This is a genomic window from Salinibacterium sp. ZJ450 (assembly GCF_011751885.2).
In the GTDB taxonomy this organism is placed as follows: Bacteria; Actinomycetota; Actinomycetes; order Actinomycetales; family Microbacteriaceae; genus Ruicaihuangia.
Window position 1 is genome coordinate 494944 of the sequence record NZ_CP061771.1, and the last position, 26389, is coordinate 521332.

Sequence of the window (26389 nt, forward strand, 5' to 3'; positions counted from 1 at the left end):
CGCGCCGCAACTCTCTGTGCGCGATTGAAGGTTTTAGGATTTGCGACTTGACGAAAACCTAATTACACCGGTGTAATTATCCCTAACGGGTTGCACGACACGTTGAGGGGAGACCGAACAAATGGCGCATGGCGGGTATAACAACACTGTTCCCGATGACTGGTTCGTCGACCCGGTCCGGCTGGGGGTTCCCGGAGTCCGACAGGCGATCGACGACAACCCGCTCGCCTGGCAGGCAGACTCGCTCTGCGCGCAGACCGATCCCGAGGCCTTCTTCCCGGAAAAAGGCGGATCGACCCGCGACGCCAAGAAGATCTGCGGCTCCTGCGAAGTGCGCTCCCAGTGCCTGGAATACGCGCTGTCGAACGACGAGCGCTTCGGCATCTGGGGCGGACTCTCCGAGCGCGAACGCCGCAAGCTGCGCAAGCAGGCGGGCTAGCCCGAAACCGACTCGCGGCGTTTGGTGCCCGGTCAAGGCTCCCGGGCGCTTAGTCTCGTAACGATATGCATCCGAGAGTCACAGCGATACTGGTTGCCCGTGACGGCGCCGGCTATCTGAACCGCACAATCGAGGCTCTCGGGCGACAGACGCGGCGGCCCGACTCCGTGATCGGGGTCGACGCCGGATCGAACGACAGTTCCGGCGCCATGCTGGGCGCCGCCGGGCCCGTGCAGATCGTTCGCATCGACGGACGGCCCACCTTCGGAACCGCGATCGGCCATGCCCTGCGCGCCGCTGCCCCCGCCGAAACCGAGAACGAGTGGTTGTGGCTGCTGGCGCACGACAACGCGCCGGAGCCGCGGGCGCTGGAACGACTGCTCGGCGCTGTGGAGATCGCCCCCACCGTCGCCGTTGCCGGCCCGAAGCTGATGCGCGCCGACGACCCGGTCGTCATCGCCGAGTACGGCGAAACCCTGACCGCCCTCGGCGCCTCGGTGGCCTACGTCACCGACGAACTCGACCAGGCGCAGCACGACACGAAGAGCGACGTGATGGGCGTCGCCGCGAACGGCATGCTGGTGCGCCGCTCGGTCTGGGAAGCCCTCGGCGGATTTGACCCCGGACTGCCGTCGATCGACGCGGCCCTCGACTTCTCGGTACGCGCCCGGCTCGCCGGACACCGCGTGGTCGGCGTGCCCGACGCCAGGGTGACAAGCGCCGGCGGCCCCGCCCTGTTCGGCCGCGACACCGTCACCGGCCTGGCCGAGCGTCGCATCGCCCGTGCCGCCCAGTTGCACCGTCGACTGGTCTACGCGCCCGCCGCGGCGGTGCCGGTGCACTGGCTCTCGCTCGTGCCGCTCGCCATCCTGCGCTCACTCTGGCACCTGCTGGCCAAGCACCCCGGCGCCATCCCCGGGGAATTCGCCACCGCATTCACCGCCGCGTTCGCCGGCAGCCGCGTGCTCGCCGCGCGCCGCAACCTGGCTCGCACCCGACGGTTCGGCTGGGCGGTCGTCGCGCCGCTCCGGATGCGCTGGGACCAACTCCGCGAGCATCGGGCGCACGAGCGCGCGGTAGCCGCCGCGCCCGCCGTCGAGTACCTGCCGAGGGAGCGTCCCGACTTCTTTTCCGGCGGCGGAGCCTGGATCGTACTGCTGGCCGCCGTGGCTGGCGCGATTGCGTTCTCGCGATTTGCCGGCTCGCCGGCCCTTGAGGGCGGTGGGCTGCTGCCACTCAGCGGCACCGTCACCGAGCTGTGGTCGAACGCCGCATACGGATGGCGCGACATCGGTGCCGGCTTCACCGCCGCGGCCGACCCGTTCGCCGCGGTGCTCGCGGTGCTCGGATCGCTCGCGTTCTGGGCGCCGTCGGCCGCGCTCGTCGCGCTCTACCTGGTGGCGTTGCCGTTCGCCGCGCTCGGCGCGTGGTGGGCCGCCGCCCGGTTCTCGACGCACTCGTGGGGACCGAACGTCGCCGGCCTGCTGTGGGCCTTCGCCCCGCCGTTCCTGTCGTCGCTGACCGAGGGGCACCTCGGCGCGGTCATCGCGCACCTGCTGTTGCCGTGGCTGGTGCTCGCGGCAGTGAATGCCGCGCGCTCCTGGTCGGCCGCGGCATCCGCTGGTCTGCTGTTCGCTGCGGTCATTGGCAGTGCTCCGGTGCTGGCCCCTGCCCTGCTGCTCGCCTGGGTCGCCGGAATGATCGCCCGCCCGACCAGGGCATACCGGCTGGCGATCATCCCGATTCCCGCCATCGCGCTGTTCGCGCCGCTCGTCTTCGACCAGCTGCGGCGCGGAACCCCGTGGGCGCTGCTCGCCGAACCCGGTCTGCCGACGCTCAGCGTGCCGGCATCCGGCTGGCAACTGGCCCTCGGCGCCCCGCAGCTCGGCCTGCACGGCTGGACGGTCGTCGCTGAGTCGCTGGGCTTCGGCGACACCATCGCCGCCAGCATGCTCGTCGCCGTGCTGCTGGCCCCACTCGGCGTGCTGGCCCTGCTGGCGCTGTTCCTGCCCGGCGCGGCCAAGGCGGCACCCGCCCTGGCCGTGGCACTGCTCGGCTTCGTGACCGCGGTGTTCTGCGCCCAGATCGAGCTCAGCTTCGTCGGCGCCGACACCGCGGGGATCTGGCCGGGCGCGAGCCTGAGCCTGTACTGGCTGGGACTCACCGGGGCCGCGGTGATCGCCCTCGGCGCCCTCGGCCGGTTCACCGCCGCTCCGGCGCTGATCGTGAGCATCACCGGCATCGCCGCCGTGGTGCCGCTGCTGATTGCGCCGATGGCGGGCACCTCCGCGGTCACCGCGGGCGACGGGCGGATGCTGCCGGCCTACGTCACGGCGGAGGCCCAGACCGACCCGAGCCTCGGCACCCTCATCCTCACCCCGACGGCGGACGGCGGGTTCGCCGTCGACCTGCAGCGCGGCCTCGGCGCCACCCTCGATGCCCAGTCCACCCTTGCCGCCACAGACCCAGAGCCGAGCGCCGCCGAGCAGCAGCTCGCCGAGCTGGCCGCCAACCTGGCCGTGCCGAGCGGCTACGACCCCGCCGAGCCCCTCGCAGACATGCAGATCGCCTTCCTGGTGCTGCGCCCCGCCGACTCGGCCGCGGGAGAGCGCGCGCACCGCATCGCGGCCCAGTCGCTCGACGCCAACAGTGACTTCGTGGCGGTCGGCCAGACCGCCAATGGCCTGCTGTGGCGCTATGACCTGGCGGGCGCCGACGTGGCGGGCACCGACCAGGCGGGCGCCGACCAGGCGCTGCCGGTGAACAGCTGGGGCACCGGCGCCCCGCTCATCCAGGCGATCATCGTGGGCCTCACCCTGCTGCTCGCGCTACCCACAGGGCGCGGCCGTCGCCGCTCGTACCGCCGCGACGGCTCGCTCACCGAACGCGTGCCGACCTTCGACGAGGAGGACGCCCGTGTCTGAGAACACTGAACTGCCCACGGACGCCGCCGCCGAACCCAGCGAGCCGGCGAACCCCACCGACACGGCACGCACCGAGACACCACAGCGCCGTCGCGCCCTCGCCGGGGCCCGCATCGTCACCGGCGTGGTCGGGGTCGCCGTGGCAGCAGCCGCGATCGCAGGCGCCGTCATGCTTCCGATTCCCGGCATCCAGAGCAGCCCACCGGTGCAGACCATCACCCCGGTCTCCTCGGAGCAGCAGCGCGTCTGTGCCGGACCGTTGCTGCGACTCGGCACCGAGATGGGTCAGGATGCCTCGCAGCCGTCATCGCTCGGCGAGCCTACCGTGCAGGCCGGCGGCGAGCTGGCCTCGGCACCAATCGGTCAGAGCGACGCCGCGGGCAGCGGCCCGACGCTGCTCACCGCTCCGGCCGGCACCCCCGCCGCCGAGGTGTCGGCGGCCCAGTCCCAGTCCCTCGCTGACGGCGACCTCGGCGGGTTCGCCGCGAGCGACTGCACCGAGCCGAGCAACGACAGCTGGCTGGTCGGCGGCTCCAATGCGGTCGGGCGCACCAGCATCCTGATCCTCACCAATCCCAGCGAGCTCTCGGCCACCGTCGACCTGAGCCTGTACGGTGCAACCGGCCCGGTGACCGCGCCGGGCACAACCGGCCTCGTGGTGCCCGCAGGCAGCCAGCGCGTGCTGCCGCTGGCGGGCTTCATGCCCGCCGAGGAGACCCCGGTGGTGCGGGTGCAGAGCCGTGGCGGGGCCATCGCCGCCACCCTGCAGCAGACCACGGTGCGAGGGCTGGAAGCCGGCGGAGTGGATGTCGTGGGTGCGACTGCCGCGCCAGACGACACCGTCGTCATCCCCGGCCTCGTGGTGTCCGGGCTCAGCGCCCTGCAACAGAACATCGCCCGCGAGGGATTCGCCGACCTGCAGAACGTGCTGCGCGTTCTGGTGCCGGGCGACCAACCCGCGACTCTGCAGGTGGGAGTGATGTCGGATGCCGGTGACCCCACCGGCGCGTCATTCGAGGTGCAGCTGAGCCCCGGCATCGTCACCGACCTGCCCATCGACGTGCAAGCCGACGGAAGCTACACGCTCACCATCGACAGCACGGTGCCGGTGGTCGCCGGCATGCGGGTCTCGACCGCGAGCGACTCCGCCTTCGACTTCGCCTGGCATGCGGCGGCACCGGAGATCACCGGCGACCTGCAGGTGAGCGTGGCCGACGGTGCCGGAGCGCAGCTCTACCTGCACAATCCCACCGCAACCGCGGTCGACGTGGAACTCGCCGCACTGGGCGGCGAGGGACGGGTGATCAACGTGGCGCCCGGCGCCTCGGCGGTCGTTCCGCTGTCCGCAGCCGGCAGTTTCGGGCTCGGCGATACCGCCGGGCTGCGGGCCGCGATCGGCTACGCCTCCGACGGCGCGCTCGCCAGCTACCCTGTGCGGCCCCCGCACGCGGCCGAGGCCCCGGTCACGGTCTACCCGTAGCGTCGATAACCCCTTCGGACGCGACATCCGAATTCGGCATCGAGCTCGGCGTTCGAACCGGCGGTCCGCGCGTCAGAAGTGCATGAAGCGCCCTGGCGCCAGCTCCCACGGATCCTTGCCCAGCATCTCGGCGACCGCGCGGAACACGCAGCTCTCGATCACCGCTCGGCGGTGCCATTCATCGTTGCGGTGCAGTTTGGTGAGTCGCTGGATCGGCAGCCGGTACAGGATGATCCGCCGCTCAGACGGAATCACCTTCCAGCGGTCGACGCCAGCCGGGCTCGACAGCTCTGCGGGCAGCGCCGCCACCTCGAAACTGATCGACTCGAGCTCCTGCGGCCAGACCTCGCGGAGGTACTCGGCGGTGGAGGCAACGACGTTGTCGAAGAAGTCGAGGCGCGTGTTCAGCTGCGGCAGGTACGGGCCGGTCACGGGGGAGCGCACACCGCGGTGTCGGTTCCTCCGGCTCGCGCGCGCGGGAGCGGAATGACGAGTGCGGGGCATGGCACCAGCCTAACCGTCGGTGGTGAGGATTAGGCTGGCAGCACAATGAGTTCCCGACCGTGTAGCAAAGTGGCCTGCCGCGAGCAGGCCATCTCTACGCTGACCTACGACTACGCCGACTCGATGGTGGTGCTCGGTCCGCTCAGCCTGATGGCGGAGCCGCACACCTACGACCTCTGCGCGCGCCACGCCGAACGTCTGTCCGCGCCGCTCGGCTGGCAGGTGATCAAGCACGTCGTACTCGGCGGTGAGGTAAGTTTTGGGGCGTGAGCACCCCTGATCTGACCCAGTTCGTGAAAACATACGATGTGCGCGGGCTGGTCGGCAGCCAACTCACCGACGAGGTGGTGGAGGCGTTCGGGGCCGCGTTCGTCGACGAACTCGGGGCACTCGGCGGCGAGATCGCCGTCGGCCACGACATGCGCGACTCGTCGCCCGGCTTCGCCGACGCGTTCGCCCGCGGTGCGCAGGCCCGCGGCGCCACCGTCATCAGCATCGGCCTCTGCTCGACCGACGAGAGCTACTACGCCTCCGGCACCTTCGGCGTTCCGGCTGCCATGTTCACCGCGAGCCACAACCCCGCGACATACAACGGCATCAAGTTCAGCCGCGCCGGGGCACAGGGCATCAGCCTCGACACCGGACTCGCCGGCATCCGCGACCGCGCCCAGTCCTACCTGCAAACCGGGATCCCCGCGGTCAGCCGGCCCGGCGGCCGGGTTCAGCGCGATGTGCTGGGCGACTACGCGGCCTACCTCCGCTCGCTAGTTGGGCTGTCCGACATCCGACCGATCCGTGTCGTCGTCGACGCCGGCAACGGCATGGCCGGACTCACCGTTCCCGCGGTGCTGGGGGAGGCCGCCGGCCTTCCGGCGCTGCCGATCGAGCTCATCCCGCTGTACTTCGAACTCGACGGCAGCTTTCCGAACCACGAGGCCAACCCGCTGGAACCGGCGAACCTGCTCGACCTGCAGCGCGCGGTGGTGGAGCACGGTGCCGACCTGGGACTCGCCTTCGACGGCGACGCCGACCGATGCTTCGTGGTCGACGAAAAGGGCGACCCGGTCACCCCGTCCGCGGTCGCCGCGATCGTCGCACTGCGCGAGATCAACCGGGCGCGGGCCGCGGGCGAGGACGGCGAGATCCTCGTCATCCACAACCTGATCACGTCGCTGATCGTGCCAGAGACGATCGAAGCCGCGGGCGCGGACGCCGTGCGCACCCGGGTCGGCCACTCGCTGATCAAGGACGAGATGAAGGCCACCGGAGCGATCTTCGGCGGCGAGCACAGCGCGCACTACTACTTCCGCGACTTCTGGGGCGCCGACAACGGCATGCTGGCCGCGATGCACCTGATCGCCGAGTTCGGACATCAGGATGCCTCGATGTCGGCGTTCACCGCGGCGTTCGACCCGTACTTCCAGAGCGGCGAGATCAACTCGATCGTCGACGACATCCCTGCCGCATACGAACGGATCGTCAGCGCCTACACGTCGGAGGAGTTCGACGAACTCGACGGGCTCACCGTCTCCGGCAGCGGCGGCGACACCTTCTGGTGGTTCAACGTGCGACCCTCCAACACCGAACCGCTGCTGCGGCTGAACGTGGAGGCGGGCACGCGCGCCGAAATGGAGCGCGTGCGCGACCGGGTGCTGGCGCTGATCCGCGGGGAGTAGCTGGGGCGGGGCGCCTGGCGTCGTGGTCCGCGCGGCCGACCTTGCGCGGCTGAGGTCTGGCATTTAGCCCTTCCCGGCGTGCGCGAACAACCAAACGCCAGACCTCACGAGCAACGGATGCCGGGTGGCCGAGTGCTCTGCGGGTGAGGTCTGGCATTCGGTCGGTCCGCCCCAGGTTGAACGACTAAACGCCAGACCTCATGAGCACGGGATGTCGGGAGCCGGACGCTCCGGTTACATGCCCGGCATCTCCAGCGTCTCGAACACCTCGATCGTGTTGCCGGGCATCATCAGGTGCGGGTGGTCCTTCAGCAGGGCCATGACGCGGTCCTCGTCGCCCTCCATGATCGAGTACCCGCCGGCCTTGCTCGAACTGGCGGCCGCGCCATCCTTCGTCACCGTCTGGCCATGGCCGAGCGGCGTGCCGAAATCGACGAGCGCATCGCCCGCGCGGCCGGCCCAGTCCATCCACTGCTGCATGCCCTCGTTGGCGGCATCCGGATCCATCCCCTCCATCTGGGACTCAGCGGACTGTTCCGAGTTGTAGAGCACCACGTACTTGGGCATCGTTGCCTCCAGGAGAGATCGGAGCCGCGCCACATGACGCGGCATAGGTCATTCGTATCACCCGGGTCGGGCGCGCGGAATGGGGTGCGGGCCCGGCCGCAGCTGCCGGCCGCCGTCCGGCGGGGCCCTTGGCTGCCGACGGCCTGAGAAGAACGGCAGCGATTCGCTGCGCCACGCCGCTCAGCTTGCGCGATACACCGCGCGCCGGAGTCGTTTACTGCCGTTGTGCGCGGGCGCGGGGACGGAAGCCCGCCGCTCCGCCCGCACCCCGAGGCCGCCGGCACGCCCGACCCCCGAGCATCGCTGCCCCCGACGCCTCCGGCATCCCCGCGGCCCCGACATCCCGAACGCAACGGTCAGCGCCACCTGCGAGAATGGGCGCATGCCTGTCACTACTCTGCCGTTCAAGGTCGCCGACATCAGCCTCGCCGAGGCCGGACGCCACCAGATCCGCCTCGCTGAGAACGAGATGCCCGGACTGATGGCCCTCCGCGAAGAGTTCGGCGCCAGCCAGCCGCTCGCCGGCGCCCGCATCGCCGGCAGCCTGCACATGACCGTGCAGACCGCGGTGCTGATCGAGACCCTCACCGCCCTCGGCGCACAGGTTCGCTGGGCCAGCTGCAACATCTTCTCCACCCAAGACGAGGCCGCCGCCGCGATCGCGGTCGGCAAGGGCACCCCCGACGCGCCCGCCGGTGTTCCCGTGTTCGCCTGGAAGGGCGAGACCCTCGAAGAGTACTGGTGGGCCACCTCGCAGATCTTCGACTGGTCGGCGGAAGGCTTCGACGGCCCGAACATGATCCTCGACGACGGTGGCGACGCCACCCTGCTGGTGCACAAGGGCCGCGAGTTCGAGCTGGCCGGTGCCGTTCCGGCGACGTCGGATGACGCCAGCCACGAGTACAGCGTGATCCTCGACGTGCTGCGGGCCTCGCTCGCCACCTCCACCGACCGCTGGACCAAGATCGCCGACGCCATCCAGGGTGTCACCGAAGAGACCACCACCGGCGTGCACCGCCTGTACGAGCTGGCCCGCGAGGGGCAGCTACTGTTCCCGGCGATCAACGTGAACGACTCGGTCACCAAGTCCAAGTTCGACAACAAGTACGGCATCCGGCACTCGCTGCCCGACGGTCTGAACCGCGCCACCGACGTGCTGATGGGCGGCAAGGTCGCCCTCGTCGCCGGCTACGGCGACGTCGGCAAGGGCGCCGCCGAGGCCCTGCGCGGCCAGGGCGCCCGCGTCATCGTCACCGAGATCGACCCGATCAACGCGCTGCAGGCGGCGATGGACGGCTACCAGGTGGCGCGCATCGAGTCCGTGGTCGGCCAGGTCGACATCTTCGTCACCGGAACCGGCAACCTGAACGTGATCACCGTCGAGCACATGCAGGCGATGAAGCACCAGGCCATCGTCGCCAACGTCGGGCACTTCGACAACGAGGTCGACATGGCAGGGCTGGAGAAGCTCGCCGGCGCCGAGAAGATCGAGATCAAGCCGCAGGTGCACGAGTGGCGGATGCCGTCGGGCCGCAGCATCCTGGTGCTCAGCGAGGGTCGCCTGATGAACCTCGGCAACGCCACCGGCCACCCGTCGTTCGTGATGAGCAACTCGTTCACCAACCAGGTGCTCGCCCAGATCGAGCTGTACGCACACCGCGAGAACTACGAGACCGACGTGTACGTGTTGCCGAAGCACCTCGACGAGAAGGTCGCCCGCCTGCACCTCGACGCGCTCGGCGTGGAGCTCACTGAGCTCACCCCCGAGCAGTCCGCGTACATCGGCGTGCCGATCGACGGACCGTACAAGGTCGACCACTACCGCTACTAGGCGCGATTCCCGCTCCGGGCGGGGATGAATTACGGATGCCGCGGGTTTAGGCCCGCGGCATCCTGTCGTCTGGCGCGTGCTCCGGCAGCGCTACGGCGACTGCTACCGGTTCGGGAACCCGTGCGGCAGCCCGCCGAGCGTCGGCGCCAGCCGGTCGAGGGTCTGCCGCTCCAGCGTGAGCGCCTGCAGTTCGCGGTCGCGGCGCACCGCGGCGACCGCGGCGAGGAACAGTTCCGGGTCGACGACAGGCAGCGGCGACACATAGGCGGATGCCTCGGCCGCCAGCTGCCCGCTCAATCGCGTGCGCGTGGCCGGGGTGAACCGCGACGCCTCGGCAAGGAACGCCGAGATGCGGCGGGCGAGGGCGTCGGGCATTCGCGCGACATCCGCTGTCAATGCCCACTGGGTCAACTCGGCCGGCACGCCGTAGACGGGCGGCGACATCCGGGACAGCCGTTCGTTCTGGCTGTATGTGCCGGCGATCAGGTCGCCGAGCCGTTTCGACTTGGGCGCGATCAGGCCGACGATGGCGGCGAACCCGCCGAGGGTGAAGTAGATCTCGAGCAGGCCGGTCATGGCGCGGATGAACGCGTGCCGGAAGCCGATCGCGCCGCCGTCGTCGCGCACGATCCGGGCGCCGATGGCGAGCTTGCCGAGTGAGCGGCCGTGGGAGGCCAGTTCCACCGCGGTGGGTGCCACGACCAGGCAGACGACCAGCCCGGCGATGCTGACCGCGGCCACCATCGCCTCGTCGATCGCGAAGAAGCTCACCAGCTGGAACAGCGCCAGCATGAACAGGAAGTAGGAACCCAGGTAGAGCAGGAAGTCGATGATGGTTCCGGCGGCGCGCAGCACGAAACTGGCCGGGCGCAGATCGAGGCTGACCGCCTCACCCGTCATCAACTCGTCGGTGCGCTCATCGTGGAGTTCGGCATCCGGCATTGCGGGTCGAGACATGACAGTATTTAAGCAGATGGATCTTGACGCATACTCCGCCGCGCATCGCGATGAGTGGCAGCGGCTTGCCCAGCTCGGCCAGAAGCGGCGCTACAGCGGCGCCGAGGCCGACGAGCTGATCGAGCGATACCAGTCCGGCGCCAGCCAGCTGTCCGCGATCAAGACCACCGCCGGCCAGTCGCTGCAGGGTGACGCGCTCAGCCTCGGACTGTCCAGGGCGCGGTTGCGGTTCACCGGAACGAGCACCAACGTGCTGCGCCAGCTGACCGTGTTCTTCGGCGCCCAGCTGCCGGCCGCGCTGTTCCGCATCCGCTGGCTGACGCTCGCGGTGGGGGCGGCGGTGGCGATCATCGCCGCGCTGTATGCGGTGTGGATCACGCTGAACCCCGAGGTGCTCGCCAGCCTTGGCTCGTACGAGACGTTGCGCGGGTACGCCGAGCAGGACTTCGTCGGGTATTACTCGGCGAATCCCGAGGCATCCTTCGCCGGCCAGGTCTGGACCAACAACGCCTGGATCGCCGCCCAGTGCATCGCGTTCGGCATCACCGGGGTCTGGGTGCCGTATGTGATGTTCCAGAACGCGGTGGGCCTCGGCCAGTCGGCGGCGATCATGAACGAGTTCGACCGCCTGGACCACTTCTTCCTGTACATCACCCCGCACGGGCAGTTGGAGCTGTACGCCATCTTCGTCGCCGGCGCGGCAGGCCTGATGATCTTCTGGGCCTGGGTGGCGCCCGGCGCCCGCACCCGCGGCCAGGCGCTCGCCGAGGACGGCCGTGCCCTGTTCGCCGTGGTGATCGGACTGATCCTGGCGCTGCTGTTGTCTGGACTCATCGAGGGGTACGTCACCCGGCAGGACTGGCCGTGGCCGGTCAAGATCGGCATCGGCACGATCGCGCTCGGCGCGTTCCTCTGGTACCAGTGGATGCGCGGCCGCCGCGCGTTCCGGGCGGGCGAGACCGGCGACCTCGACGAGTTCGAGGCGGGCGCGAAGCGGCTGATCGCCGGATAGGCGGCGGCGTCGGGTGTCGTCCGCGGTGGATTTCGCGGGCGCCGGATGTCGCGGACCGCGGGTGTGGCGGACGCCGAATGTCGCGGAGTGCGGGATGTCGTGGGCTGCGGATGTCGCGGACTGCGGGTGCCCGCCCCGGGTGCGCTGAACGATGCGGGGGTTCTCACACCATGCGGGGCTACATAGCGCCGCATGGTGTGAGAAACCCCGCGCGGTCCGGCGAGGTCCGGCGCGGGCGCTTACAGCCGCCCGGCCTGCTTCAACGTGAGGTACTTGTCGGCGAGCAGCGGCGGCAGGTCGGCTGGCGCGCCGGTGACCACCTCGCCGCCGAGCTGACGGATCGCCGCGGATACCCGCGCACTGTCGAGCAGCGCCCGCTCCGCGGCGGCGGCCTGATACACCTGCCGTTTGTCGTCACGGGAGCGGGTGGCATCCAGCACCGACGGATCCGTCACCGACGACACCACGACCAGGTGCTTGCGGGTCAGTTGCGGCAGCACCGAGAGCAGGCCGCGGGATGCCCCGGCCGCGTCGATCGAGGTCATGATCACCACGAGGGCGCGCTGCGAGGTGATCGAGCGCACCAGTCCCGGAACCGCCGACCAGTCCAGCTCGATCAGTTCCGGCTCGATCGGCGCCATCGTGTTCACCATGCGGGACAGCAGCTCGGGGCCGGTGGCGCCCTGCACCCGGCCGCGCACCCTGCGGTCGTACACGGCCAGGTCGACCCGGTCGCCGGCATGCGTCGCCAGCGCGGCGAGCAGCAGTGACGACTCGAACGCCGTGTCGAGCCGCGGCTCGTTGGCGATGCGGGCGGCGGACGTGCGTCCGCTGTCGATGATGACCACGACCCGACGGTCACGTTCCGGGCGCCAGGTGCGCACGACGAGCTTCGCCCCGCCGCCCGGCTCGATGCGACGGGCGGTCGCCCGCCAGTCGATGGAGCGCACATCGTCGCCGCGCACGTACTCGCGCAGACTGTCGAACTCGGTGCCCTGACCGCGGATCATCACCGAGGTGCGGCCGTCGAGCTCACGCAGCCGGGCCAGCCGCGAGGGCAGGTGGCGGCGTGAATTGAACGGCGGGAGCACCCGGATCGTCCCGGGCAGCGCGATGGTCGCCTGCCGGGCGGCCAGCCGCAACGGGCCGAACGAGCGCACCGTCACGTGTGCGGCCCGGCGCTCGCCGCGACGGAACGGGGTGAGGGATGTCGTGATGGTGCGGCGTTCCCCGGCGGGGATCGACACCCGGGCCCGTGCCGGGCTGGCGCCCGCCGACGGCTGCCAGGCGTCGCGCGTTATCCCACGCACCGGGCGCGATCCGGTGTTGGTGAGGTACAGCGTCGAGGTCACCGTCTCGCCGAGGCGCACCCGGCCGGGCAGGTCGCGGTGCAGCTGCAGCGCGCGCGGGCTGCCGGCCAGCAGCAGGTCCACCACGATGAGCACCACGACCAGGCCGAGCCACCACAGCACCACGACGGGATCGTCCAGCGCCACCAGCGGCACGATGCCTGCCGCCACGAGCAGCACCAGCCATCCGCTCAGCGCCATGAGTCGAGTCCCATCCGCAGCATCAGATCGGCACCTGCACCTGCTGCATGATCGAGCGCAGGATGGCGTCAGCGGACACGCCCTCCAGTTCGGCTTCGGGCCGCAGCTGGATGCGGTGCCGCAGCACCGGCAGCACCATCGCCTGGATGTGGTCAGGGGTGATCGCGTCGAAGCCCTGCAGCCACGCCCACGCCTTAGAGGCGGCGAGCAGCGCCGTCGTGCCACGCGGCGACACGCCCAGCTTCACCGACGGCGACTGACGGGTGGCGCGGGCCAGATCCACCGCATAAGCGAGCACGTCGGCGGATGCGCCGACCCTGCCGACCGCGGCCTGGCCTGCGCTCAGCTGCGCGGCATCGAGCACCGGGGTGACGCCGGCCGCGGCGAGGTCGCGCGGGTTGAAGCCGGCGGCGTGCCTGGTCAGCACCTCCACCTCGGCATCCCGGGCCGGCAGGTCGAGCACCAGTTTCATCAGGAACCGGTCGAGCTGCGCCTCGGGCAGCGTGTACGTGCCCTCGTACTCGATCGGGTTCTGGGTGGCGGCGACCAGGAACGGGGACGGCAGCGGCCGGGTGATGCCGTCAACTGAGACCTGACGTTCCTCCATCGCCTCGAGCAGGGCCGACTGGGTCTTCGGAGGAGTGCGGTTGATCTCGTCGGCGAGCAGGATGTTGGTGAACACCGGCCCCTGCCGGAACTCGAAGTCGCCGGCCCGCGCGTCGTAGACCAGCGAACCGGTGATGTCGCCGGGCATCAGGTCCGGCGTGAACTGCACACGCTTGGTGTCGAGGTGCAGCGCGTGGCTGAGCGTGCGCACCAGCAGCGTCTTGGCGACGCCGGGCACCCCCTCCAGCAGCACGTGCCCGCCCGCGAGCAGCGCGATGATCAGCCCGGTGACGGCACCGTCCTGACCGACGACCGCCTTGCCGACCTCTGTACGCACCCGGCCGAAGGCATCCCGCAGTTCATGATCTGTCATCGGTGTCATTCTTTCTGTTCTGAGGTCGGTCGGCTGGCGCGAGCCGCCGTCGTTTCGAGTCGGGTCAGGTCGTCGGACAGTGTCATCAGGTCGGCGTCGCTACCCGGCTGCGCGTCGAGCAGGATCGCCCGCACCGTGGGAAGCGGCCAGCCGGTGGCCGCGGCGGTGGCGGCCAGGATCTCGTCGACCGTCGCGCTGCGGGACAGGCCGACGTGGGCGGCGAGCCGTTGCAAGGCGCCGAGGCGCAGCGAGTCGAGCGCGCGCAGCCGCGCCGAGTTCTTCTCGTACAGCCGCGCCCGACCCTCCGTGGTCTCGCTGGCGCGCACGGTGACCGGCAGGTTCTCGACCACCAGCGGCCCGAACCGTCGCCCGCGCCAGAGGGCCGCGGCCAGCCCGACCGCGAGCAGCGCGAACGGAATGCCCACCGTCCACGGCGGCATCAGCTCTTCGGGGGTGAGGGCGGCATTCTCGACGTCGGCGATCGAGGGCAGGTACCAGATCAGGGTGTCCGTGCCGCCGAACAGCGTCAGCGCGAGGGCGGCGTTGCCCTCCAACGCCACCGTTTCGTTGCGGAGCGCCGTGGTCGTGCCGAGCACCGTGACGGATGCCTCCGCCGCGGCATCCGCGGGCAGCTGGATGAGCGAGTACACGTCGTCTCCGCTGCCGAGGCAGGCCACCGCGTCGGCGGACGGGTCGGTGAGGCGATAGCCGGAGCCATCACCGGTGACGGATGACGCGTTATCGACGGCCCGCACGCCGCAGTCGGCGTCGAGCACCCCGGACACGTTGCCGGCCGCTTCCACCGCGGGGGCGAGCGCGTTCAGCTGACCGAAGTCGGGGTCGATCACGATCAGGTGGGTGGCGAGGTCCGTCGTCTGGCGAAGCTGGTCTTCGGTGAGAAAACCGGACGGGTCGAAGAGCACGATCGTGGTGTCTTCCAGACCGGCGGATGTCGCTTCCTTGCGCGTCTGGTCGAGCGACACCGTCGGGACGACTTCCACGCCCTGATCGCGCATCACCTCGGCGAGAGCGCGGGAGCCCTCCGGTGCCGCGTTCGTCGGCGACAGCGGGTCGCCGCCGGCGCTGGAGCCGACGAGCGCGAAGACGATGACCCCGACCAGCACGGCGAACAGGGCGGCGAGCACCCAGAACAGCGACTTCCGACCCGCGGCGCGCACGGTGGGGGTGGTGACGGTCACGAAAGTGCTCCGGTCGGTGCCCCCGGCGGCGTCGGCAGTGCGGGACGGGTCGCGCGCAGGGCCTGCTCCAGCGCCGCGACCTGCTGGTACTGCTCGGCGGTGCCGGTTTTGCCGAGGTAGCGCACCCCGTCGAACGCGGTGGCCGCCGCCTCCAGGCCGGCAGCGTGTTCTCGGAAGGTGCCGCCGGCGCGGCGGGCGAAGTCATGCGCGGTGGTGCCGGGGCTGGTGGTCACGATCGTGCGTTCGGCCAGGCCGCGGGCGATGGCGCGGAACATCTCCGCGATCGCGAGGTTCCATTCCGACCGGGCCGCGGCGGACTGCGCTGCGCTGCGCTGCTCCGCCGCGGTGCGCGCGTCGTCGTCGCCGAACAGCAAGCCGGCGGCGCGGCTGCGGCGGTTCAGGCGGGGCAGTCCGAAGATCAGGAAGGCGACGACCAGTGCCACCAGCACGATGGCACCGAACACGGCGAACGCCAGGAACGGGGGTCCGTCGCCGCCGTCGAACTGCAACGAGCTGAACCACTCCCAGATCGACTGCGCCAGCATGTCGAACCAGTTGGGGCGGGCTGCCTGGTACGCGGGGTCGGTGAGTTCGCGCAGGATCCAGTCGCGCGCCTCGTCAGCGTCGGGATCCAGAGGCACGTCGAGCGGGAGCGGCAAGCCTGGCTGCAACAGTGCCGGCAGCCTCATGCCCAAGGCGACTGCGCGGCGGCCGCCGACCGGGCCGCCTGGCTCCCGACATCCGGTCGCGACGCTGGCAACAGCGGATCGGGCACGCGGTCGTCCCCGGCCTGACGGGCCTCGACAAACCGGGTGAGCTCCAGGTCGAGGCCTTCCTTGCGAATGCGGAGGTCGAGATAGAGCAGGCCTGTGGTCGCGGCCGAGACCACCAGGGTGATCGCGGTGATCACCAGAGTGACCGCGATGAGGAGCACGTAGGTGACAACCGCCGCGATGATCGCGGTCGTGGGGTCTCCGCCGATCGTCAGCAGCGGGATCGCGAGGCTGAACACGATGGAGAGCGGCGCGGACACGATCTGGCCCGCCACGCTGAGGATGACGTTCACCAGCAGCAGGATGCCGAGCGTGCGCCAGAAGTAGCCGTTCGTCAGCGACCAGGAGCGGGCCATGGCATCGCGCAGCGACAGGCGTTCGATCATCAGCGCGCTCGGCACCATGGCGAGCTTGGTGCTGAGCCACGCGCCCAGGACAACGAGGCCGAGCGTCCCGATGAGGCTGATCGCGACAGCGCCCGCGAAGCCGGCGTCGCCGAGCTGTCCAACAAAGAAAACGAGCAGCGCCACGATTGCCATCGCGATGACCACCACCAACGTCAGCAACAGGATCCAGCCGACCAGTGCGCCGATGCGACCCTTGGCCAGCCGCCAGAGTCCGCGGAAGCGCAGCTTCTCACCGAGCGTGGCCCGACCGACTTCGAGCACGATGATGCCCTGCATCATCCCGGCCGCGATCAGCGACAGCACGAAGGGGATGATCGCCGACAGCAGGATGGCTGCGGTGGCGCCGGCGGTGACGGTGTCGACATCCTGACCGGTGGCCATGTCCGCACGAGAGATGGCGATCGCCGTGACCACGCTGAGTACCACCAGCGTGACGGCCATCACGATGCCCTGCATCAGCAGGGACATGCCGAACGTGGGCTTCGGGTTACGGCGCAGCACCTGGAACGAGGCACCGAGGATGGTGCCGAGGCTGAGCGGCCGCAGCGGGATCAGGCCGGGCTTCGGCGGAGGCGTCCACCCGGGAGCGCCGGTCAGCGCCGGCGCACCGAACGGGGCGCCAGCCGGGGCGGCGTACTGCCCGTACGGCCGGGGAGCCGGTTGCCCGTAGGGCAGGGGAGCCGGTTGCCCGTAGGGCGAAGGTGCCGGGGCGGGCTGCCCATACGGCGAGGGCGCCTGAGCCGGCTGCCCGTACTGCGGTGGCACGAACTGGGGAGCCGCCGGCGGCGGCGGCACAGCGTTGCCGGCGGGTGGTTGCCACGTCTGGTCGTCGGACACCGATGATTCCCCATTCTCACCGCAAGTGATTTCGCCCAGTGGGCGATCCCATCCATGCTTTCACACTCCGATACTCTTTAGCCAAAGACTCAACTACCCGAGATGAGGAGTATGTCCGCGCGAATCCTGGTCGTCGACGACGACACCGCCCTGGCCGAGATGATCGGCATCGTGCTGCGCACGGAAGGGTTCGACCCGCACTTCGCCGCAGATGGCAGTGCGGCGCTCGCGGCATTCCACGAGTCCACCCCCGACCTGGTGCTGCTCGACCTGATGCTTCCCGGCGTCGACGGCATCGAGGTGTGCCGCCAAATCCGCGCCGAAAGCGGCGTGCCGATCATCATGCTGACCGCGAAGAGCGACACCGCGGATGTCGTGAAGGGGCTGGAGAGCGGCGCCGACGACTATGTCGTGAAGCCCTTCAACCCCAGAGAATTGGTTGCGCGCATCCGCACCCGACTGCGCCCCTCGACGGAGACCACCGCCGACGTGCTGCACGTCGGAGATCTGACTCTGGATGTCGCCGGGCACGAGGTGCGCCGCGGCGAGAGCAAGATCAACCTGACCCCACTCGAGTTCGAGCTGCTGCTCGCCCTCACCCTGAAACCGCAGCAGGTGTTCACCCGCGAGATGCTGCTGGAACAGGTGTGGGGTTACCACTACAAGGCCGACACGCGCCTGGTGAACGTGCACGTGCAACGGCTGCGCGCCAAGGTCGAGGAAGACCCCGACAACCCGCGCATCGTCATGACCGTGCGCGGGGTCGGATACCGCGCCGGCGCAACTGCTTAGGGAACGATGACACGCTTCAACGGGACCGGTCGGCTGGCCGGCCTGACCCGGTTGTGGCGCCGATCCCTGCAGGCCCGCACCGTGATCATCACCGTGCTGTTGTCTGGCCTGGCCGTCAGCGTCATCGTGCTGTACATGTCGCTGAGTATCCGGGCCAACCTGTTCGACTCCCGGCGCGACCAGGCGCTGGTCGAGGCGGGGCGGGCGGCGCTGCAGGTGCAGCAGATCTTCGACGGCTCCACGGCGTCCGAACAGATCACCGCGAGCGACCTCGACAGTCTGCGCAATGGCGCGCAGACCGCGATTACCCGCACCACCTCCAGCGCCAGCGGCACCCGGTTCGCCCTGGTGCGCACGATCGGCCAGGAGCCGACCCTGAACAACATGCAGGGCATCGCCAGCACCGACCTGGTGCTCGACCGGGTGATCTCCTCCGACATCCGCGAGGCCGTCGCGGCCGCCGATGACCGGTTGTTCTACCAGTCGGTGGCGCTCGTCACCGAGGAGGGGGAGCAGCCCGGCCTCGTCGTGGGCACCCCGATCGAGGTGCCCACCGCCGGTCAGTATCAGCTGTATCTGGTCTACAACCTGCAGGAGACGCAGGAGACACTCACCTTCGCGCAGCAGACCCTCGGCATCGGCGGGTTCGCCCTGGTGGCGATGATCGGCGGCATCGCGTTCGTGGTCGCCCGGTTCGTGGTCAGCCCGATCCGGATCGCGGCAGAGACCAGCCGCAAGCTGGCGAGCGGCCAGCTGGAGCAGCGCATCCCGGAGAAGGGGGAGGACGACATCGCCACCCTCGCCCGGTCGTTCAACGCGATGGCCGACAGCATGCAGTCGCAGATCACCCAGTTGGCCACGCTGTCCCGGTTGCAGCAACGCTTCGTGTCGGATGTCTCGCATGAGCTCCGCACCCCGCTGACCACCATCCGCCTGGCCGGGGACGTGCTGTACAACCAGCGGGATGACTTCGACCCGACCACCGCCCGCACCGCCGAACTGCTGCACACCCAGGTGCAGCGGTTCGAGTTGCTGCTCGCCGACCTGCTTGAGATGAGCCGCTTCGACGCGGGAGTCGCCCAGCTGGAGACCGAGCCGACCAACCTGGTGCGGCTGGTGGAAGACGCCATGGAGTCGGTCACTCCGCTGGCCACCGCGAAGGGCACCGAGCTGCGGCTGGTCGCCCCGGGCGGCTACTTCGAAGCGGATGTCGACGCCCGCCGCATCCGTCGAATCCTGCAGAATCTGCTCGGCAACGCCATCGACCACGGTGAGGGCGAGCCGATCGACGTGTACGTGGACAGCGACGAGAACGCGGTCGCCATCGCGGTGCGCGACTACGGCATCGGGATGTCGGATGTCGAGAAGGACAGGGTCTTCGACCGGTTCTGGCGGGCAGACCCGTCCCGGCAGCGCAGCACCGGCGGATCGGGGCTGGGACTGGCGATCTCGCTGGAGGACACCACGCTGCACTCCGGCTGGCTCGATGTCTGGTCCGAGCCGGGAGCCGGCTCCTGCTTCCGGCTGACCCTTCCGCGGCATCCGCGTCACCAGCTCACGTCGTCGCCGCTCGACCTGCCGCCCACGCATGAGGCGGCAGAGGGGGAGGATGGAACCGATGAACCGTCGTAGCCGTCTGACCGCCTTGCGAGCGGGCCTGGTGTCAATCCTCTTGGTGGCACTGGCCGGCTGCGTCGGCGTGCCCATGACCGGCCCGGTCATCGCCGGCGATCGGGTGAATGACGAAGACGCGCCGGCCTCGGTGCTGCTGCCGCAGGGGCCGGAGAAAGACGCCGACCCGCAGGCGATCCTGCAGGGCTTCATCCGCGCCGGCACCGGACCGCAGGGCGACTACGAGGTGGCGCGCGAGTTCCTCACCGGCGAGATCGCCGAGACCTGGAAACCCAACGCCGGCGTCACGGTCAGCCGGGCCGGCAGCGAAAACTACTCGCAGACCAGCCCCACCACCCTGGAATACAGCGTGCTGCCCGCGGCCACCGTCGACGCGCACGGCCGCTACGCCCAGTCGGAAACGATGGGCCCGCAGGTGATGCAGTTCTCGTTCGCGCAGGTAGACGGGCAGTGGCGGATCAGCGCGGCACCGGACGGGGTGGTGCTCACCGGATCCGCGTTCGAGCAGATCTTCAAGCCGTATTCGGTGTATTACTTCGACCCCACCTTCTCCTATCTCGTGCCCGACCTGCGCTGGTTCCCGACGCCGTCGCTGGCGAGGCGGATCGTGGTGGCCCTGCTCGCCGGACCGACAGAGTGGCTGGCGCCCGGTGTGGTCACCGAGTTCCCGAACGGCACCAGCATCGGCCCAGACGGGGTGCGCATCGAGGCGAACCGGGTGATTGTCGATCTCAGTGCCGAAGCGGGCGAGGCGGACGACGAGCGCCTGCAACGGATGCAGCTGCAGTTGCAGCACAGCCTGAGAGAGGTGACCTCTGTCACCTCTCTCAGCCTCTCCATCAACCAGGTCGACGTGGTGGTGCCCGAGATCGTGCCACCAGGGCCGGCCGCCGAACCGGACGTGGACAGCCGCACCCTGCTCAGCCGCGACGGCGAGTTCGGGTTCTACGAGCGTGGCGAGATCGTGCCGATCGAGGGGATCAGCGCGGCCGCCGCCAGCCTCGGCGCCACCTCGGTGACGCTCGACCACTCGGAACGCTACGCCGCGATCGGCACCCCGGCCGGGGTGTACGCCGCCACGGCGACCGGGCTGCCGGTGCTGGTCGACGCCCGTCCGGGACTCACCGACCCGGCGATCGACGGCCAGGAGATGATCTGGTCGGCGCAGACCGGGTCGGCGGCCTCGCTGATCACCATCGACCTGGCAGGCACGCAGCATCCGATCGCCTCCCAGCTGCCGGCGGACGCCAGCGTGCACGCCATCGAGGTGTCCCGCGACGGCACCCGGCTCGCCATTCTGCTGGAGACCGACGACATCACGCGGCTGTTCGTTGCCGCGATCGTGCGGGAGGGTGGGGTGCCGACGGCGCTCGGCCCGCCGTGGGAGCTGCCGCTGGCCGCGGACGCGGTCGATGCCACCTGGGCGGATTCCACCAGGGTGGCCACCCTGGATGCCGCGGACTCCGACTATGCCGTCACGCTGCACGCCATCGGCGGGCTCGCTACTTCGCTCGGGCAGCTGCCGTTCGGCAGCCAGCTGGTAGGCGGCAACGGCCAGGACGGGCTGCGCGTGCTCGGCAGCGACGGGCTGGTGTTCCAGCCCCGCGGCACGGGCTGGCAGAGCACCACGATCAACGCGGAATTCCTCGGCACCCGGCGCTAACAGGGCACTGCTCCTCCCCAGCCGCGGGCGCCGCACAGCCGCGAGGTCGTGCGGGCACGGTCGCCGGTGACGCGGCCTACCGTGGGGGATGCCGCTCCTGATTCGCCGCGCCGTGCTCGACGCGCTCGCGCTGCTGCTGCCGGTGGGCTGCGCCGGCTGCGGCGCCGAGGACCGGGGCCTATGCGAGACCTGTACCGCCGCCCTCGCCCCGCAGGTCACCGCGCGAACCCTGCCGGATGGCACCCCCGCGTTCACGGCGCTGCGCTACGAGGGAGTGGTGCGCCGCGTCATCCTGTCATTCAAGGAGCAGCACAGAACGGATGCCGCGGGTCCGCTGGCTGCCGCGCTGTCGGCGGCGCTCGCCGCCGCGATCGCCCGCGCCGACACCGACGCCCGCGCCGCCGCCTCCGCTCCGACCATGCCGGGCGTGGTGCTTGCCGCGGTGCCGCCGTCGCGGGCCGCCTGGCGTCGCCGCGGCTACGACCCGGTGGCGGTGCTGCTGCGCCGAGCCGGGTACCGGGCGAGTCCCCTGCTCCTGCCGGCGCACCGCACTGCGCGGCAGAAAACGCTGACCGTCGCCGAGAGGCAGGCCAACCGCCAGCACTCGATGCGCGCCACGGGTTCGCTGGAAGGGCACCGGGTGCTGCTCGTCGACGACGTGCTCACCAGCGGCGCGACCCTGATCGAGGCGGCGCGGGCGGTGCGCGCCGCCGGCGGGATCGTGGTCGGCGCCGCCGCCGTCGCGTACACGCCGCGGTTCAGCTCGCCCAGCGAACTCACACACTCTCGTCGGTGACTTTGGTGCACAACGCGACTACGGTGAAGCGAAAGGCGCGAGAAGGGACGACCGCCTGAGCTTCGGGCGGCACAGCGCCGAGAGCAAGGAGGCCGCCATGGACATCAGTATCACCGGACGCAATCTGGGAATTACCGATCGGTTCCGTGACTATGCGACTGAAAAGGCCGCGAAAGTGTCACACCTGGCCGATCGGGCCATTGCATTCGAGATCAAGGTATCCCGGCACAACGAGCCGCGCGGGTCGAACCCCGAGGACCGTGTCGAACTCATGCTGATCGGACCCGGGCCGCTCGTGCGGGCGGAATCTGGCGGTTCGGACAAGTACGTTGCCTTCGATCTGGCGCTCGACAAGCTGCTCGAACGGGTAAGACAGGCCAAAGACAGACGCAAGGTGCACCGGGGGCAGCACCGCCCGACCTCGCTGAGCGAGGCATCCGCGGGCGGCTTCAGCACAACCGACATCACCCCGGCCGACCCGGATCTGATCGACAAGGTGGCCACCGGCTCCATACCGATCCAGAACACCGAGGAACCGGTCGAAGAGGAGGACTACTCGCCCGTGGTGATCCGGGAGAAGGTCTTCCCGGCCGCCCGCATGACCTGCGACGATGCCGTGGATCACATGGAACTGGTCGGCCACGATTTCTTCCTGTTCGTGGACAGTGCGACCGACCGGCCGAGCGTCGTATACCGCCGCAAGGGGTGGGCGTACGGAGTGATCAGTCTGGCCGATGAAGAGACCAGTGTGCAGGCTGTGGGCGGGAGCCACGCGTACAGGCGGTAGATAGATAGGCTTGCTACCATTACGGGCCGATAACGACGTGCCGGCGCAGGTCGGCACGTCGTATCGGTGTGAGGCGTGAAACCCGCCTCAAGACAACTATTGGAGTAGTCGGTGGCAAACGTTCTAGAGAGGGTCCTCCGCGTCGGTGAGGGCCGCACCCTTCGGCGCCTGAAGGCTTACGCCGAGGCGATCAACCAGCTCGAAGACGACTTCACCGGGTTGACCGATGAAGAGTTGAGAAACGAAACGGTCGAGTTGCGTGAACGCTACTCGAACGGTGAGTCTCTCGACGACCTGCTGCCCGAGGCGTTCGCCGCGGTGCGCGAGGCGTCGAAGCGCACGCTCGGACTGCGGCACTTCGACGTGCAGCTGATGGGCGGCGCCGCCCTGCACCTCGGCAACATCGCCGAGATGAAGACCGGTGAGGGCAAGACCCTGGTCGCCACCACCGCCGCATACCTGAACGCAATCGCGTCGCGCGGGGTGCATGTGATCACGGTCAACGACTACCTGGCCAGCTACCAGTCCGAGCTGATGGGCCGGGTGTTCCGTGCACTGGGAATGACCACCGGATGCATCGTGGCCGGTCAGACCCCGGAGATCCGCCGCCAGCAGTACGCCTGCGACATCACCTACGGCACCAACAACGAGTTCGGCTTCGACTACCTGCGCGACAACATGGCGTGGCAGGCCACCGACATGGTGCAGCGCGGCCACTTCTACGCCGTCGTCGACGAGGTCGACTCGATCCTCATCGACGAGGCTCGTACCCCGCTGATCATCTCGGGTCCGGCATCCGGTGAAGCCAACCGCTGGTTCACCGAGTTCGCCAACCTCGCCAACCGGCTCACCCAGGGCAGCGACTACGAGGTCGACGAGAAGAAGCGCACCGTCGGTGTGCTCGAACCCGGCATCGAGAAGGTCGAGGACTACCTCGGCATCGACAACCTGTACGAATCCGCCAACACCCCGCTGATCTCGTTCCTGAACAACTCGATCAAGGCGAAGGCCCTGTTCAAGAAGGACAAGGACTACGTCGTGATGAACGGCGAGGTGCTGATCGTCGACGAGCACACCGGCCGCATCCTGATGGGCCGCCGCTACAACGAGGGCATCCACCAGGCGATCGAGGCCAAGGAGGGCGTGGCGGTCAAGGCCGAGAACCAGACGCTCGCCACGGTGACGCTGCAGAACTACTTCCGTCTGTACCAGAAGCTCTCTGGCATGACCGGTACCGCCGAGACCGAGGCCGCCGAGTTCATGTCCACCTACAAGCTCGGTGTGGTCGCCATCCCCACCAACCGGCCGATGGCCCGCAAGGACCAGCCCGACCTCGTCTACAAGAACGAGGAGGCCAAGTTCGGCCAGGTGGTCGAGGACATCGTCGAACGACACGGCGCCGGGCAGCCGGTGCTGGTGGGCACCACGAGCGTGGAGAAGAGCGAGTACCTGTCGCGGATGCTCGCCAAGCGCGGGGTCAAGCACGAGGTGCTGAACGCCAAGAACCACGCCCGTGAAGCGGCGATCGTCGCCCAGGCCGGCCGACTCGGCGCCGTCACCGTCGCCACCAACATGGCCGGCCGTGGCACCGACGTGATGCTCGGCGGCAACGCCGAGTTCCTCGCCGTCGCGCAGATGAACGCCAAGGGCCTGAACCCGAACGACACCCCGGAAGAGTACGAAGCCGAGTGGGACGCCGTGTTCGACGCGGTCAAGGCGGATGTCGCGACCGAGGCCGCGAAGGTCATCGACGCCGGCGGACTGTACGTGCTCGGCACCGAGCGCCACGAGTCGCGCCGCATCGACAACCAGCTGCGCGGGCGCTCCGGCCGTCAGGGTGACCCCGGCGAGAGCCGGTTCTACCTGTCGCTGCAGGACGACCTGATGCGGCTGTTCAACTCCGGCGCCGCCGAGGCGCTGATGGGCCGCAACAACGTGCCAGACGACATGGCAATCGAGTCCAAGGTTGTCAGCCGCGCCATCCGCAGCGCTCAGTCGCAGGTGGAGTCGCGCAACGCGGAGATCCGCAAGAACGTGCTGAAGTACGACGACGTGTTGAACCGACAGCGTGAGGCGATCTACAGCGACCGCCGCCACATCCTCGAGGGCGACGACCTGCACGAGCGGGCGCAGCAGTTCCTGGAGAGTGTGCTCGGCGAGCTGATCGACGTGAACACCGCGGAGGGCCACAGCGACGACTGGGACCTCGACGCGCTGTGGACCGAGCTGAAGCAGCTGTACCCGATTTCGATCACCATCGACGAGGTACTCACCGAGGCGGGAGCGCAGGGCAAGGTCACCCCGCAGTTCCTCAAGCAGGAGATCATCTCCGACGCCAAGCTGGCCTACCTGCGTCGCGAGGAGTCGCTCGGTGCTTCGGCGATGCGCGAACTCGAGCGCCGCGTCGTGCTCAGCGTGATCGACCGCCGCTGGCGCGACCACCTCTATGAGATGGACTACCTGAAGGACGGCATCGGCCTGCGCGCGATGGCGCAGCGCGACCCGCTGGTGGAATACCAGCGTGAGGGCTTCGCCATGTTCCAGAACATGATGGGCCAGATTCGCGAAGAGTCGGTGGGCTTCCTGTTCAACCTGGAGGTCGAAGTCACCGGAGGCGCAGGCAAGGCGCAGGTCGCCGCCAAGGGCCTCGGCGGCACCGAGGCTCCGCCCGAGCGGCTCAGCTTCTCGGCACCGAGCGCCGACAACGCCGGCGAGGTGGAGGTGCGCAACCAGCGCGGTCAGCTGGAGCGTGCCGAGACCCAGCGTGCGCAGCAGGCCGCTGCCATGCTGCGTCGCGCGGCAGGTCAGCCGCAGCAGCCCGCCGCCGCACCGCAGACCCGGCAGGGGCAGCCCGCGGCGCGTGGCGCGTTCGGGCAGACCCAGACCGAGGAACACGACCACGATCACTCGCACGCCCCGGTGAACCGGGCCCAGCGTCGGGCGCAAGACAAGAAGAACCGCTAACCAGGGTTCCCACACGGGTCCGCTTGTCGAGCATCAGCTCGGCGGCCGGACCCGTTTTGGTTGTTCAGTGAGCCGGCGGCCCAGTCAGAGCACGGCGGCGCAGTCAGAGCACATGGATCGCGGTCGCCCGCCAGCGCCGGTCAAGCCCTTCCAGTCGGATCGCGACCGCCCGGGTGCGCGCCCGACCGTTGACCACGACCACCGCCTCCACCACTCCCGGCGCCGGTCGGGTGATCAGCGATGACCCCACCGCGAAGGCCGGCCGCATCACCGGTTGCCCGCGCGCCTGGCGCCCGCGTGCCGAGATCAGCACCCGTTTGAGCAGGTGCTTATAGACGTCGTCGCTGACCCAGCGGCTGATCTGTTCCAGCTCCCGGGCGCCCGCCAGGATCTCGATCACACAGCGGGTGAGGTTCGCGACCAGCGGTTCGGGATTGGGAAGCAGATCGTCAAGCGAGGGCTGCTTCCCGAACGCGACATCCGCATCGTATGGCGGTCTGATCGTCTTCGACGGCATCGGTTCGGCGCTGGCTGGTGGATCGGCCGTCGGGGAGAGCGTGCGGCGGGGTCGGGCGGTGCTCATGCGGACTCCCAGGGTGAGGAGGTGCTGCGACGAGGCG

22 protein-coding genes are annotated in these 26389 nt (G+C 69.5%); 13 read left to right on the plus strand and 9 right to left on the minus strand.

All coding sequences use genetic code 11. The features are described 5' to 3' along the window. The first annotated feature begins 121 nt into the window (after nt 1-121). The 3 genes from HCT51_RS02435 (at nt 122) to HCT51_RS02445 (ending at nt 4843) form a co-directional block, all read left to right on the plus strand. On the plus strand, nt 122-439 hold the full coding sequence (locus HCT51_RS02435) for a WhiB family transcriptional regulator (protein ID WP_166879287.1): 318 nt from the start codon (nt 122-124) through the stop codon (nt 437-439). 65 nt (nt 440-504) lie between these two features. Then, the gene (locus HCT51_RS02440; RefSeq protein WP_166879284.1) at nt 505-3363 is read left to right on the plus strand and encodes a glycosyltransferase family 2 protein; all 2859 of its coding nucleotides are present in this window, start codon (nt 505-507) and stop codon (nt 3361-3363) included. Next, nucleotides 3356-4843, plus strand: a complete 1488-nt coding sequence (locus HCT51_RS02445) for a DUF5719 family protein (protein WP_166879280.1) — start codon at nt 3356-3358, stop codon at nt 4841-4843. Before HCT51_RS02440 ends, HCT51_RS02445 begins: the two co-directional genes overlap by 8 nt. Before the next feature lie 72 nt (nt 4844-4915). Here HCT51_RS02445 and HCT51_RS02450 read toward each other — a convergent pair whose 3' ends face one another. Next, nucleotides 4916-5347, minus strand: coding sequence for a metallopeptidase family protein (locus HCT51_RS02450; protein WP_166879277.1), 432 nt, complete (start codon nt 5345-5347; stop codon nt 4916-4918). Between the two features lie 45 nt (nt 5348-5392). Between HCT51_RS02450 and HCT51_RS02455 the strand changes: the two genes are divergently transcribed. Further along, entirely contained in the window at nt 5393-5617 is a 225-nt protein-coding gene (locus tag HCT51_RS02455; RefSeq protein WP_166879272.1) for a DUF3499 family protein, read from the plus strand. Next, on the plus strand, nt 5614-7023 hold the full coding sequence (locus tag HCT51_RS02460) for a phosphomannomutase/phosphoglucomutase (protein WP_224760626.1): 1410 nt from the start codon (nt 5614-5616) through the stop codon (nt 7021-7023). Before HCT51_RS02455 ends, HCT51_RS02460 begins: the two co-directional genes overlap by 4 nt. A gap of 234 nt (nt 7024-7257) precedes the next feature. Here the strand turns inward: HCT51_RS02460 and HCT51_RS02465 are convergent, their stop codons facing one another. Next, a complete protein-coding gene (locus tag HCT51_RS02465; RefSeq protein WP_166879268.1) occupies nt 7258-7590 on the minus strand; it encodes a hypothetical protein in 333 nt (110 codons plus the stop codon). A 382-nt stretch (nt 7591-7972) separates the two neighbouring features. Here HCT51_RS02465 and ahcY point away from each other — a divergent pair, with 382 nt between their 5' ends. Next, entirely contained in the window at nt 7973-9421 is a 1449-nt protein-coding gene (ahcY, locus tag HCT51_RS02470) for an adenosylhomocysteinase (RefSeq protein ID WP_166879265.1), read from the plus strand. A 102-nt stretch (nt 9422-9523) separates the two neighbouring features. On the opposite strand, the gene HCT51_RS02475 is transcribed toward ahcY, so the two are convergent. Continuing rightward, on the minus strand, nt 9524-10378 hold the full coding sequence (locus HCT51_RS02475) for an RDD family protein (protein WP_224760627.1): 855 nt from the start codon (nt 10376-10378) through the stop codon (nt 9524-9526). A 16-nt stretch (nt 10379-10394) separates the two neighbouring features. Here HCT51_RS02475 and HCT51_RS02480 point away from each other — a divergent pair, with 16 nt between their 5' ends. Further along, entirely contained in the window at nt 10395-11390 is a 996-nt protein-coding gene (locus HCT51_RS02480; protein WP_166879260.1) for a stage II sporulation protein M, read from the plus strand. Between the two features lie 239 nt (nt 11391-11629). Here HCT51_RS02480 and HCT51_RS02485 read toward each other — a convergent pair whose 3' ends face one another. From HCT51_RS02485 to HCT51_RS02505, 5 genes are read right to left on the minus strand one after another with little or no spacing between them, the layout of a single operon-like run. Continuing rightward, nucleotides 11630-12940, minus strand: coding sequence for a DUF58 domain-containing protein (locus tag HCT51_RS02485; RefSeq protein ID WP_166879257.1), 1311 nt, complete (start codon nt 12938-12940; stop codon nt 11630-11632). A 22-nt stretch (nt 12941-12962) separates the two neighbouring features. Beyond that, nucleotides 12963-13919 (minus strand): AAA family ATPase, encoded by a 957-nt coding sequence (locus HCT51_RS02490; protein ID WP_166879254.1) that lies wholly within the window; start codon nt 13917-13919, stop codon nt 12963-12965. Nucleotides 13920-13924: 5 nt separating this feature from the next. Then, nucleotides 13925-15118: a DUF4350 domain-containing protein gene (locus HCT51_RS02495; protein ID WP_166879251.1), complete on the minus strand. Its 1194-nt coding sequence runs from the start codon at nt 15116-15118 to the stop codon at nt 13925-13927. Further along, nucleotides 15115-15777, minus strand: coding sequence for a DUF4129 domain-containing protein (locus HCT51_RS02500; RefSeq protein WP_224760628.1), 663 nt, complete (start codon nt 15775-15777; stop codon nt 15115-15117). The genes HCT51_RS02495 and HCT51_RS02500 overlap by 4 nt, the downstream gene beginning before the upstream one ends. Nucleotides 15778-15803: 26 nt before the next feature. Continuing rightward, the gene (locus HCT51_RS02505; protein WP_166879243.1) at nt 15804-17135 is read right to left on the minus strand and encodes a DUF7847 domain-containing protein; all 1332 of its coding nucleotides are present in this window, start codon (nt 17133-17135) and stop codon (nt 15804-15806) included. Between the two features lie 111 nt (nt 17136-17246). Here HCT51_RS02505 and mtrA point away from each other — a divergent pair, with 111 nt between their 5' ends. The 6 genes from mtrA (at nt 17247) to secA (ending at nt 25769) form a co-directional block, all read left to right on the plus strand. Then, the gene (gene mtrA / locus HCT51_RS02510; protein WP_166879239.1) at nt 17247-17927 is read left to right on the plus strand and encodes an MtrAB system response regulator MtrA; all 681 of its coding nucleotides are present in this window, start codon (nt 17247-17249) and stop codon (nt 17925-17927) included. Nucleotides 17928-17933: 6 nt separating this feature from the next. Further along, nucleotides 17934-19559 (plus strand): MtrAB system histidine kinase MtrB, encoded by a 1626-nt coding sequence (gene mtrB / locus HCT51_RS02515; protein ID WP_166879234.1) that lies wholly within the window; start codon nt 17934-17936, stop codon nt 19557-19559. Further along, complete coding sequence (locus tag HCT51_RS02520; RefSeq protein WP_166879231.1) at nt 19546-21222, plus strand: LpqB family beta-propeller domain-containing protein; 1677 nt, start codon at nt 19546-19548, stop codon at nt 21220-21222. Before mtrB ends, HCT51_RS02520 begins: the two co-directional genes overlap by 14 nt. 88 nt (nt 21223-21310) lie before the next feature. Then, a complete protein-coding gene (locus tag HCT51_RS02525) occupies nt 21311-22018 on the plus strand; it encodes a ComF family protein (RefSeq protein ID WP_166879226.1) in 708 nt (235 codons plus the stop codon). 97 nt (nt 22019-22115) lie between these two features. Further along, nucleotides 22116-22805 (plus strand): ribosome hibernation-promoting factor, HPF/YfiA family, encoded by a 690-nt coding sequence (hpf, locus tag HCT51_RS02530; protein WP_166879222.1) that lies wholly within the window; start codon nt 22116-22118, stop codon nt 22803-22805. A 111-nt stretch (nt 22806-22916) separates the two neighbouring features. Then, a complete protein-coding gene (gene secA, locus HCT51_RS02535) occupies nt 22917-25769 on the plus strand; it encodes a preprotein translocase subunit SecA (RefSeq protein ID WP_166879203.1) in 2853 nt (950 codons plus the stop codon). Nucleotides 25770-25872: 103 nt separating this feature from the next. Here secA and HCT51_RS02540 read toward each other — a convergent pair whose 3' ends face one another. Then, on the minus strand, nt 25873-26352 hold the full coding sequence (locus HCT51_RS02540; protein ID WP_166879187.1) for an Rv3235 family protein: 480 nt from the start codon (nt 26350-26352) through the stop codon (nt 25873-25875). Nucleotides 26353-26389: the final 37 nt, after the last annotated feature.

Bases quoted from the DNA above. Each gene is read 5' to 3' on its own strand.
- HCT51_RS02435 (WP_166879287.1), top strand. From the start codon at position 122: ATGGCGCATGGCGGGTATAACAACACTGTTCCCGATGACTGGTTCGTC.
- HCT51_RS02440 (WP_166879284.1), top strand. From the start codon at position 505: ATGCATCCGAGAGTCACAGCGATACTGGTTGCCCGTGACGGCGCCGGC.
- HCT51_RS02450 (WP_166879277.1), bottom strand. From the start codon at position 5,347: ATGCCCCGCACTCGTCATTCCGCTCCCGCGCGCGCGAGCCGGAGGAAC.
- HCT51_RS02455 (WP_166879272.1), top strand. From the start codon at position 5,393: ATGAGTTCCCGACCGTGTAGCAAAGTGGCCTGCCGCGAGCAGGCCATC.
- HCT51_RS02465 (WP_166879268.1), bottom strand. From the start codon at position 7,590: ATGCCCAAGTACGTGGTGCTCTACAACTCGGAACAGTCCGCTGAGTCC.
- ahcY (WP_166879265.1), top strand. From the start codon at position 7,973: ATGCCTGTCACTACTCTGCCGTTCAAGGTCGCCGACATCAGCCTCGCC.
- HCT51_RS02475 (WP_224760627.1), bottom strand. From the start codon at position 10,378: ATGTCTCGACCCGCAATGCCGGATGCCGAACTCCACGATGAGCGCACC.
- HCT51_RS02480 (WP_166879260.1), top strand. From the start codon at position 10,395: ATGGATCTTGACGCATACTCCGCCGCGCATCGCGATGAGTGGCAGCGG.
- HCT51_RS02485 (WP_166879257.1), bottom strand. From the start codon at position 12,940: ATGGCGCTGAGCGGATGGCTGGTGCTGCTCGTGGCGGCAGGCATCGTG.
- HCT51_RS02490 (WP_166879254.1), bottom strand. From the start codon at position 13,919: ATGACAGATCATGAACTGCGGGATGCCTTCGGCCGGGTGCGTACAGAG.
- mtrA (WP_166879239.1), top strand. From the start codon at position 17,247: ATGTCCGCGCGAATCCTGGTCGTCGACGACGACACCGCCCTGGCCGAG.
- mtrB (WP_166879234.1), top strand. From the start codon at position 17,934: ATGACACGCTTCAACGGGACCGGTCGGCTGGCCGGCCTGACCCGGTTG.
- HCT51_RS02520 (WP_166879231.1), top strand. From the start codon at position 19,546: ATGAACCGTCGTAGCCGTCTGACCGCCTTGCGAGCGGGCCTGGTGTCA.
- HCT51_RS02525 (WP_166879226.1), top strand. From the start codon at position 21,311: ATGCCGCTCCTGATTCGCCGCGCCGTGCTCGACGCGCTCGCGCTGCTG.
- hpf (WP_166879222.1), top strand. From the start codon at position 22,116: ATGGACATCAGTATCACCGGACGCAATCTGGGAATTACCGATCGGTTC.
- HCT51_RS02540 (WP_166879187.1), bottom strand. From the start codon at position 26,352: ATGAGCACCGCCCGACCCCGCCGCACGCTCTCCCCGACGGCCGATCCA.